At 62.2% G+C, this 9,740-nt stretch carries 9 protein-coding genes; 3 read left to right on the top strand and 6 right to left on the bottom strand.

Annotated features, from left to right (window positions below; all coding sequences use genetic code 11):
• The 3 genes from EOA85_RS18290 to EOA85_RS18280 form a co-directional block, all read left to right on the top strand.
• A partial coding sequence (locus EOA85_RS18290; protein WP_127210658.1) for an ABC transporter permease subunit occupies window positions 1-869 on the top strand: 869 nt, incomplete at its 5' end.
• Window positions 870-871: 2 nt separating this feature from the next.
• Window positions 872-1,747: an ABC transporter ATP-binding protein gene (locus EOA85_RS18285; RefSeq protein ID WP_127210659.1), complete on the top strand. Its 876-nt coding sequence runs from the start codon at window positions 872-874 to the stop codon at window positions 1,745-1,747.
• Entirely contained in the window at window positions 1,744-2,574 is an 831-nt protein-coding gene (locus EOA85_RS18280; RefSeq protein WP_127210657.1) for a dipeptide ABC transporter ATP-binding protein, read from the top strand. Before EOA85_RS18285 ends, EOA85_RS18280 begins: the two co-directional genes overlap by 4 nt.
• A 102-nt stretch (window positions 2,575-2,676) precedes the next feature.
• Here EOA85_RS18280 and EOA85_RS18275 read toward each other — a convergent pair whose 3' ends face one another.
• From EOA85_RS18275 to EOA85_RS18250, 6 genes are all read right to left on the bottom strand, one after another.
• Window positions 2,677-4,164: a hypothetical protein gene (locus EOA85_RS18275; RefSeq protein ID WP_245485845.1), complete on the bottom strand. Its 1,488-nt coding sequence runs from the start codon at window positions 4,162-4,164 to the stop codon at window positions 2,677-2,679.
• Window positions 4,165-4,458: 294 nt separating this feature from the next.
• Window positions 4,459-5,154, bottom strand: coding sequence for an RNA polymerase sigma factor (locus EOA85_RS18270; RefSeq protein ID WP_127210656.1), 696 nt, complete (start codon window positions 5,152-5,154; stop codon window positions 4,459-4,461).
• Between the two features lie 463 nt (window positions 5,155-5,617).
• A complete protein-coding gene (locus EOA85_RS18265; RefSeq protein WP_127210655.1) occupies window positions 5,618-6,898 on the bottom strand; it encodes a cysteine desulfurase-like protein in 1,281 nt (426 codons plus the stop codon).
• 83 nt (window positions 6,899-6,981) lie between these two features.
• Complete coding sequence (locus tag EOA85_RS18260) at window positions 6,982-7,656, bottom strand: amino acid ABC transporter permease (protein WP_065005955.1); 675 nt, start codon at window positions 7,654-7,656, stop codon at window positions 6,982-6,984.
• A gap of 193 nt (window positions 7,657-7,849) precedes the next feature.
• A complete protein-coding gene (locus tag EOA85_RS18255) occupies window positions 7,850-8,647 on the bottom strand; it encodes an ABC transporter substrate-binding protein (RefSeq protein ID WP_127210654.1) in 798 nt (265 codons plus the stop codon).
• Between the two features lie 98 nt (window positions 8,648-8,745).
• A partial coding sequence (locus EOA85_RS18250; protein WP_127210653.1) for an aminotransferase class V-fold PLP-dependent enzyme occupies window positions 8,746-9,740 on the bottom strand: 995 nt, incomplete at its 5' end.

Here is a 9,740-nt window from a genome sequence, read left to right as displayed (position 1 = left end):
GCGGCCGGCAGCGCGCCTTCGCCGAGTTCTGGCATTACTACTCGATGAACATCGGCGCCGTCATCGGCCTGGTCGTGTTCGCGGCTCTAGTGCTGATCGCGATTTTCGCACCGCTGGTCGCGCCGCATTCGCCTGACGAACAGTTTCGCGATTCGCTGCTGACGCCCCCGGTCTGGCAGGAGGGCGGCAAATCGATGTTCCTGCTCGGCACCGACGCGGTCGGCCGCGACATGCTTTCGCGGCTGATTTTCGGCGCGCGGTTCTCGCTGTTCATCGGTCTGGTCGTCGTCGTTTTCTCGCTGACCAGCGGCATCGTCCTCGGCGTGCTCGCCGGCTATTTCCGCGGCTGGGTCGATACGCTGATCATGCGCATCATGGACGTCATTCTGGCCTTCCCGTCGCTGCTCCTCGCCCTGGTTCTGGTGGCGATCCTCGGACCCGGCCTGTTCAACGCTATGCTGGCGATTGCGCTGGTGCTGCAGCCGCATTTCGCGCGGCTCACGCGCGCGGCGGTGATGGCTGAAAAGAACCGCGAATATGTGATCTCCGCCAAGGTGGCCGGTGCCAGTCATCTCAGGCTGATGGTGAAGACGATCTTGCCGAACTGCTTGGCACCGCTGATCGTGCAGGCGACGCTGTCCTTCTCCAACGCCATTCTCGAGGCCGCGGCTCTCGGCTTTCTTGGCGTTGGTGCGCAGCCGCCAACGCCGGAATGGGGCACGATGCTGGCCACGGCGCGCGAGTTCATCCTGCGCGCGCCATGGGTGGTGACCTTTCCCGGCCTTGCCATCCTGATCACGGTGCTTGCCATCAACCTGATCGGCGATGGCCTGCGCGATGCCTTCGATCCCAAGCTGAAGAGGTCGTGACCATGCCTCTTCTCGAGATCAGGAACCTCACCGTGTCCTTCGATACCGCCGCCGGACCGTTCATGGCCGTGCAAGGCATCGACCTGTCGATTGAGCCGCGCGAGGTGCTGGCGATCGTCGGCGAATCCGGCTCCGGCAAATCGGTGGCGATGCTGGCGGTGATGGGGCTGTTGCCGAATACGGCGACGGTAAAGGCCAACCGCATGGCCTTCGACGGCATCGACCTGCTTGAGCTCAGCCCGTCCGAGCGCCGCAAGATCGTCGGCAAGGACATCTCGATGATCTTCCAGGAGCCGATCGCCAGCCTCAATCCATGCTTCACCGCCGGCTTCCAGATCGAGGAGGTGCTGCGTTTCCATATGGGCATGGACCGCGCCCAGCGGCGGGCCCGCGCCATCGAACTGATGAAGCTGGTCGGCATTGCCGATCCGGAAGAGCGGCTGAACTCGTTCCCGCACCAGATGTCGGGCGGCCAGTGCCAGCGCGTCATGATCGCCATCGCCATTGCCTGCAATCCGAAGCTGTTGATCGCCGACGAGCCGACCACCGCGCTCGATGTTACCATCCAGAAGCAGATCCTTGACCTTTTGGTTGGCCTGCAGGCCAAATATGGCATGGGCTTGATCATGATCACCCATAATATGGGCGTCGTGGCCGAGACCGCGGACCGCGTCATCGTCCAGTACAAGGGCCACAAAATGGAGGAGGCAGACGTGCTGTCGCTGTTCGAGCAGCCGAAGAGCAACTACACGCGCGCGCTGCTGTCGGCGCTGCCGGAAAACGCCGTCGGCGACCGGCTGCCGACCATTTCCGACATGCTGTTTGAACCGGCACCCTCTGCTGCGGGAGCCGGGACTGCAACGGGAGCCGCGCCATGAGTGTGACGGTTCTCGAAGGCAAGAACATCGTGCGCGACTATCATGTCGGCGGCGGCCTGTTTCGTCCCTCGCGCACGGTGCATGCGGTCAAGGGCGTTTCCTTCAGCGTCGACAAGGGCAAGACGCTGGCCATCGTCGGCGAAAGCGGCTGCGGCAAGTCAACGCTCGCCCGCATCATCACCCTGATCGATCCGGCGACATCAGGTGAACTCTTCATCGACGGCAACAAGGTCGACATCGCCAGGGATGGCTTGACGAAGGAGATGCGCCGCAAGGTGCAGATCGTCTTCCAGAACCCTTATGGTTCGCTCAATCCGCGCCAGAAGATCGGCGACGTGCTGGGCGAGCCGCTGCTCATCAACACCGACAAGCCGGCCGCCGAACGGCGCGATCTCGCCATGAAGATGCTGAAGAAGGTCGGCCTCGGCCCCGAACACTACAACCGCTACCCCCACATGTTCTCGGGCGGCCAGCGCCAGCGCATCGCCATTGCCCGCGCGCTGATGCTCAATCCAAGCCTTTTGGTGCTCGACGAGCCGGTTTCAGCGCTCGATCTGTCGGTGCAGGCGCAGGTGCTCAACCTGCTCGCCGACCTGCAGGACGAATTCAAGCTGACCTATGTCTTCATCAGCCACGACCTGTCGGTGGTGCGCTACATCGCCGACGACGTGATGGTCATGTATTACGGCGAGGCCGTCGAATACGGTTCGCGCGACGAGGTCTTTGCCGACCCCAAGCACAGCTACACCAAGACGCTATTTGCGGCGACGCCGCGCGCCGACGTTGCCTCGATCAAGGCAAGGCTGGCGAGGAAGAAGGCCGCCTAGTCAAACTACTCTGCATGACCGAGTTTGACCCATTCGCGACCTTCAACAAGCAGAGCAGCAGGTCTGGATTAGGCGGGAAAAGCAGTCCTTGTTATGAACCGATCAATCCCTCAGGCCGGCAGCGGTTCGCGAAAGCGGCACCAGCCATCCGGGCTGATCTCGCCTGCGACGATCTCGCACGCGTTCGGCTTCAGGAAATGGGTGCACCTTGCCGCAGCGGCGCCTCTGATTTGGAGAATTCTGGTATGGCGCCACACCCTTCGGCGTGGTTCCGGCCCCTCGTGTCACAGGCGGACCCGTCAAGTAGGAAGCGAGCCCATTAGCACTGGCAAAGGGAATACCGGATTCACGCCGAACCTCGGTCAGATTGAGGCCGAGATGACTGTTGTAGTGCTCGAGTACGTCACCAAGCGTGGCGAACCGCCCATCGTGGTAAAACCCGCCTTTGTGGATCTTCTCAACATCCCACAGGGCACGCAGCGGCGCGGTTCGGTACCTCTCGTCAGGAGAGCGCATCGCTTGGAAATCGTCGATCCCGATCTCCTCCGCCGTGTGCAGGTTCCAGCCCGGCTCCGTGAAGATTGGCGGGACATGGCAGGTGGCGCATCTGGCCTTCTCGTTGAACAGCGCCATCCCGTTCTCTGCAGCGGCACTGTCGAAGGAGCCTTCCGGCGGCTTTGGGGTTGGCAGAGAGAGCTGGTAGAAGTGGAGGGCGGGCAGCTTGGCAGTAATCCGGTCTTCGCTGTCCTGCTTGTGGCCTTGCTTCGTTCTGGCGGCGACCGGATACTTCTCGGCGTCATCCAGCCGCGGATCGTAAAACACGCCTTTCCCATGCATTTCGAGATTGCCTACGTAGGCGTTCCAGTAGCTCACCGTCCCCCAGGAGCCGGTCCACGTGTGGTTGTTTACGCCCGCTAGCCCGAAGGCCGGCGGATTGAGCGTGGCGGCAGTCTTGCCGTCTGGCCGGAAGGCCTTGCCATCGAGATTCAGTTCCGCATCGAATTTTCCCGGCCCCCAAGCCTCTACTGCCTTCTTCACCTCCGCTTCGGGGATCTGCAGCATTTCTACAAAGGCGGTCAGATCCGGCGCCAAGGCCACGATCGCCCCTATATTGAGGTCTCGGTTGGGCCAGCCGTCGAGTCGGTGCCCGATGCCCGGCGCATATGAGTCGTCGACCGTCGAATGGCACACCGCGCACTGAATGCCGACGGAAGTCAGCGTCTTCCCGTCCTCGCCAAAAAAACCGGTTACTCCGACAACGGCGTTGGCTTTGAGCAGGAGAAGCGTGCTGGCCGGGTCCGCGAGATCGACTTCACCTTTGTTAAGTGCCTCGGCCACATCCTTCGGGATGGCGTTCACATCGACCTTCAGGCCGAGTTCGAGGGCCTTTTGCGGGCTGAGCCCTGGTCCTGCGCCACCTAGCTTATCGCCAGCGATCGCGTCGTGAAGCTTGAGCTTTCCACCCCAGAAATCCTCGCTGCCGAACGTATCAAAGCGGAATGTCTCGCGGCCTTCTTCAAGATACCGCTCAGCCTGCTCAGCGGCCGCGTCGTCAAAATCCTTCCCGCTTGTCGATCCCTTCGCGCTCATTTGGGCAGCGGTCGGTATCAGAGTTGAGGAGAGCACGAGAACGGAAAAGCAGGCGATTACCTTAACACGCATGAGCATTGGCAGTCCTCCCTAATAGATTTGCCGGTCGGCAGCCTCCATGGTTGGCCGCATCCAACACAGATCTTCATCGGCGCTCTGCGGCCGATGAGCATTGGATGGTCCCAACTGTCAAAAGGTTCCCGACTTCCCCGCTGCCCGCCGGAGGACCTTCGAGGAGCGATTGAAGATGAAGTCGGCACGACTCGCACAACCCGTGCTCGGTCGCTCTGCCGCCTAGTGAGCCTGCAATTGCAGAAGACTAATTCCAAGCCGGTCGAGGACCGATTGCATGAGGCGGTCACAAGGCGCGCCCGCAAAGGGAAAGGTGTCGGTAAACACGGTGGCAAGCTTGTCGCGCAGCGTCTCACGCAGCAGCCGGCGCGCGCGATGCAGCCGAGTCTTCACGGTCTGAGGTCGCAAACCGAGAAGGAGGGCCGTCTCCTCAGTGCTCATTTCCTCGACATCGCGCATAACAAACACGATGCGAAAGTGCTCCGGAAGGTCACTGACCGCGCGTTCCAGCAGGCGGCGGATCTCGGCGAGGGCGGATGCCTCCTCCGGGTCAGCGTTGTATGCGCTGAACGGAGCGGGCATGGCTTTGATCGCCTTTACGTCGACCGTCGGTCGCCTTTGCCGGCGGCGGCCCAGCGCCTCGTTCAGCGTGATCCGGGTGAGCCAGGTGGAGAGCTGTGCCTCCGCGCGGAATTCGGACAAATGCATGAAGGCGTGGATGTAGGTCTCCTGGAGCACGTCCTGCGCCTCGGCGTCGTCATCCAGGACGGCGCGAGCGATTCGATAAAGGCGCTGGTTGTGACGCTTTATGATCAACCAGAAAGCAGCCCCGTCGCGCTGTTGCGCGCGATCGACCAATGCCGCATCATCGAGGTCTTCCACTCTCACTGCCTCGGTCGGTGCGATCGCCTTCGTCATGGTGCTCTCCAAGCGCTTCACCGGTCCCTGTGGCGTGCGGGCCAGCTCAACGCGAGAGTGCCTGCCGAAGGGATGTTCGCGAGTCCTGCACGGCCTGTGCGCTGCCAAGACCAACTGCGGATGATGGCGCCGATTACTGAGAATTGTACATCCCTATCGCAATCGCATGCAGCGGCGGCGCGTGATCCGTGCATCGAACCTGAGACGATGGCTGCTATCGCCGAGAGGCGGAATGCAATGGAGTGCTGATGTGACGAGCGACCGCTTTGCGCCATAGCGGGTGTTCGGCCAGTTTCTCCGCAACGAGCTGACCTGGCGCGTTCCTGACGCCTCTTAGCCATTGGCGGCTGCAAGATAATCGAGTTTTGACCTGGAGCGTTTTGCAGCCAAGTGGAAGCACTCGCGCGGCTAAAAACAGATAGAGCGAGAGTTCAACCTAAATGCATCTCGCTCCAGACGCCGATCAAGACAGCTTTGCGATGACGGCGCGCAGCGCCTCGCCGAAGCGCCGGACTTCCCCGACCGTGTTATAATGCACCAGCGAGGCGCGGATGGCGCCGCTGTCCATGCTGAGGTTCAGCCGCTTCATCAGCCGCGGCGCATACATATGGCCGTCGCGGATGCCGATCTGCATCTCGGCCATCGCCTCGACGATCATTTGCGGCGACAGCGTGCCGATGTTGAAGCAGAAGGTCGGCACCCGCTCGTTGAGGCGGGCTTCGTCGGCGACGCCATAGATCGTTGCGCCGCACTCCTTGAGCACGCCGAGCATTTCGCGCGCCAGCACCAGCTCATAGTCGCGGATGGCATTCATGCCGGCGACGAGGTTGTCGCGCCGAGACCGGTTGTTCTCGGCCAGGAAGTTGCGGCCGATCAGTTCCAGATATTGCACGGCCGCGTCCATGCCGGAGACGTTCTCGTAGATGAAGGTGCCGGCCTCGACCTTGTAGGGCGGCTCGTCGGGAATGAAATCCTCGCGGAAGGTCGGCAGGCGCTTCAGCGTCTCGAAGCGGCCCCACAGGAAGCCCATATGCGGCGAGAAATTCTTGTAGCCTGAACAGACCAGATAGTCGCAATCCCAGGCCTGCACGTCGATCAGTCCGTGCGGCCCGTAGTGCACGCAGTCGAGGAACACTTCGGCGCCGGCCGCATGCGCGATGTCAGCCACTGCAGCAACATCGACGATCGAACCGATCGAATGCGCGGTGACGGTGCAGGCGACAAGCCGGGTGCGGTCGGAGATAAGCGGGCGCAAATCGTCGACATGGAGATTGCCGTCGTCGCGCATCCGCCACCATTTGAACTTGGCGCCAGCGGGCGCCAGCGCCAGCCAGGTGGCGATGTTGGCGTCATGGTCCATGTCGGTGATGACGATCTCGTCGCGTTCTCCAAGCATCTGGCCGATGCCGAGGCTGACGAGGCGGATGAACGAGGTGGCGTTCATGCCGAAGCAGATTTCCGCAGGGCTATAGGCATTGATCAGCAGCGCCACGCTTTCGCGCGCATCGGCGATCGCCTGGTCGACGGCGACGCTGCGGCTATAGCGGCCGCCGCGCTGCACATTGTGCGCCATCAGATGGTTGGTCACCGCATCGAGCACGCTTTGCGGGATCTGCGCGCCGGCGGCATTGTCCATGAAGATGAAGTCGCCGGCCTGCTGCAGGGCTGGAAACATGGCGCGGATCGTGTCGACCGGGAAGATTGCGGAGACGTCGTTCGCATTGTGGGGCTGATGCTTGTTCAAGATGGTCTCCTGCGAAGTGCCTGACAGATATGAAAATTGGCAGATGGGGAAGGTGACAGATGCAGATGGGGAAGCTGGCGACGTCAGCGGGTTTTTTCGGTTTTGAAGCGGCGTTCCAGCAGGCTGACGAGACGGACCATCGGCCAGAGAAAGATGAGATAGACCAGCGCCGCGCCGATCAGCGGCGAGGGGTTGGCGTAGAGTGACTGCGCGTTGGTCGCTTCCTTCAGCAGTTCGGGCAGCGCCACTGTTGAGGCGAGCGAGGTGTCCTTGAACATCGAAACGCAGTTGCTGGTCATCGGCGGAATGACGACGCGGATCGCCTGCGGTAGCACCACCTTGCGCAAGGTCAGTAAAAACGGCAGGCCGAGTGCCTGCGCCGCCTCGAACTGGCCGCGCGGAATGCTTTCTATGCCGGAGCGGAACACCTCGGCCGAATAGGCTGCCATGATGATGGCGAACGCCGTCACCGCGGAGGTCCAGGATGACAGGCGTATGCCGAGGAACGGCAGCGCGTAATAGATCAGGATCAGCACGACAAGCACCGGCATCGCCCGGAAAATATCGATATAGCCGACCGCCAGCAGCCGCAGCGGCTTTGGCGCGTAGAGGCGCATCAGGCTGATCGCCAGGCCGACGGGGATACCGATGCCGATGCTCAACAGCCCGAGCAGCAGCGTGTTCAGGAAGCCGCGCAGCAACGCCGGCAGGCTGGAGATCATGACATCGGCGTTGAAGAAGGTCTCGAGCAGCGACATGGGGAGCATTCCCGAAAGATTTGGCGTCCCGCGACGCTAAAGCATGCTGCCGAAACCAGAAATCGGGTTTCGGAGCGGATCATGCGTGAAAGTCGAAGGGCTACGGCGTCCGTTGCACGTCCAGGAGGGCGCGCAACGCTGTCCGTGAAATCGTGCCGGTGTGGAAAGCCGGCTCGATTTCAGCCGCTGCTGCTCAGGCCTTCGGGATAGGCATTTCCTTGACGGTCGAAGAATCGGCGGGTGCGTCACTGCCGAACCACTTCTTGTGGATCGCGGCCAGCGTGCCGTCCTTCTTCATCGCCGTCAGTGCGTCGTTCAGCTTGCCGAGCAGCGGGTGGTCCTTGGCCATCATCAGGCCGTACTGCTCGCCAGTCTTGATACGCACTTTTACGGCGAGGTCCTTCATCCTGGTGAAGGAATATTCCAGGCCTGGGATGTCGCTGACCGCTGCGTCGACGCGACCGGCGCTGAGATCGAGCAGCAGGTTCTGCTGCGTGTCGTAACCCTTCACCTCGCTGAACCCGCCGGCCTCCTGGTGCTGCTTGGTCCAGGCTTCCCCGGTCGAGCCGGACAGCACGCCGATGATCTTGCCCTTGAGGTCGGCCTCGGACTTGATCGGGCTGTCCGCCTTGGCGGCGATGCCCATGTCGGAATCATAGTAGGGCTGCGTGAACGCCTGCGACTTCAGCCGCTCCGGCGTGATCGTGATCGAGGAGATGGCAACGTCTATGCGCTTCGACGTGGTGGCGGCGAACAGGGCCTGAAATCCGAGATCGGCGATTTCCGTGGTCATGCCGATGCGCTTGGCCGCCTCGTTGACGATGTCGACTTCAAAGCCCTCGAAGGTGCCGCTTTCGTTCTTGTATTCGAAGGGCGGATTGGTCGGATAGGCGCCGACATTCAGCGTCTCTTGGGCATAGGCGGCAACCGGGCCGGCGGCAATGCCGATGGCGGCAGCGAGAAGAAGCAAATTACGGCGAGTGAAGCTCATTTTCGTTCCCTCTGGTTCGGCCACTCCCTGTGGCGCTTTTCACTTCCGCCCCTTTTCAGCGCCGTATTCCGGACACTGCAGGCGAGGCGGCGCCTGAGTCAGGATGCGCGGCGTTGTCGCGAGCCGATCAACTGCTGCAGACGCGCCAGCAGTGCGTCCACCGCGTCGTCCGTGGTGACCATACCGGGCGACAGCCTGAGCGTCGCGCCGCGCGCGTCGCAGTAAAGTCGCTCACTGCGCAGCGCCGACACCGTTTTCACCGGGTCGACGCCTTGCGGCAAGGTCAGCATGACGCTGCCGCCGCGCTTGTCTGTATCGAGCGGCGTACGGACCACCCAGCCATTGTCCAGCGCGCAGCCGATGATGCGCTCGGTCATGCTGGCATTCTGTGAGCGGATGGCGTCGACACCTGTTTTTGCGACCCATTCAAGGCCGGGCAGCGATGCGACACTGGCCAGGATGGCCGGTGTGCCATGGTCGAAACGTCGCGCATCGCTTGCATAGGAAAAACTGTCGAGATCCCAGGAGAACGGGTTCGGTTGGCTGAACCATCCGCGAAGTTCCGGCCGGCAGGCGGACAGCAGATCGGGCGCCACCTGCAGGATGCCGGCGCCCGAAGTGCCGCACAGCCATTTCAACGAGGTCGAGACGACGAAATCGACCGGCGTCTTCGCAATCGAGAAGGGCGCCACGCCGACGCCTTGCGTAATGTCGACACCGACGATGCTGCCCATCTCCCGGCCATGCTCGGCAAGCCGCGCCACGTCGCAGCGGTGTGAGGCCGTGGAGGTGACGAAGGTCAGCAAGGCCAGACCGACATCGTCCTGCCAGCGGGCGATGAAATCCTCGTCGCGGACCCAGCTCTCGCCCGGCCGCAGTGGCACGGTGTCGAGCACGAAGTTGAGGCGCTCGAAAAGTCCGGCAAGCAGGAAGTGCAGGCTCGGGAAACAGTCGGCCGCGACCAGCAGGCGCTTTCCCGCCAGACGCTCGGACGGCAGGCCGCCGATCAGACTATAGAGCGCTGACGTGACGTTCTCGGCGGTGGTCAGGGTGCCTTGCGGGGCATCGATCAGCCGGCCCCAGGCATCAACGA

Source organism: Mesorhizobium sp. M5C.F.Ca.IN.020.29.1.1 (assembly GCF_003997375.1).
GTDB classification, from domain to species: domain Bacteria; phylum Pseudomonadota; class Alphaproteobacteria; order Rhizobiales; family Rhizobiaceae; genus Mesorhizobium; species Mesorhizobium wenxiniae.
The sequence above is the reverse complement of the archived record's forward strand: the minus strand, read 5'-3'. Positions and strand labels throughout refer to the sequence as shown.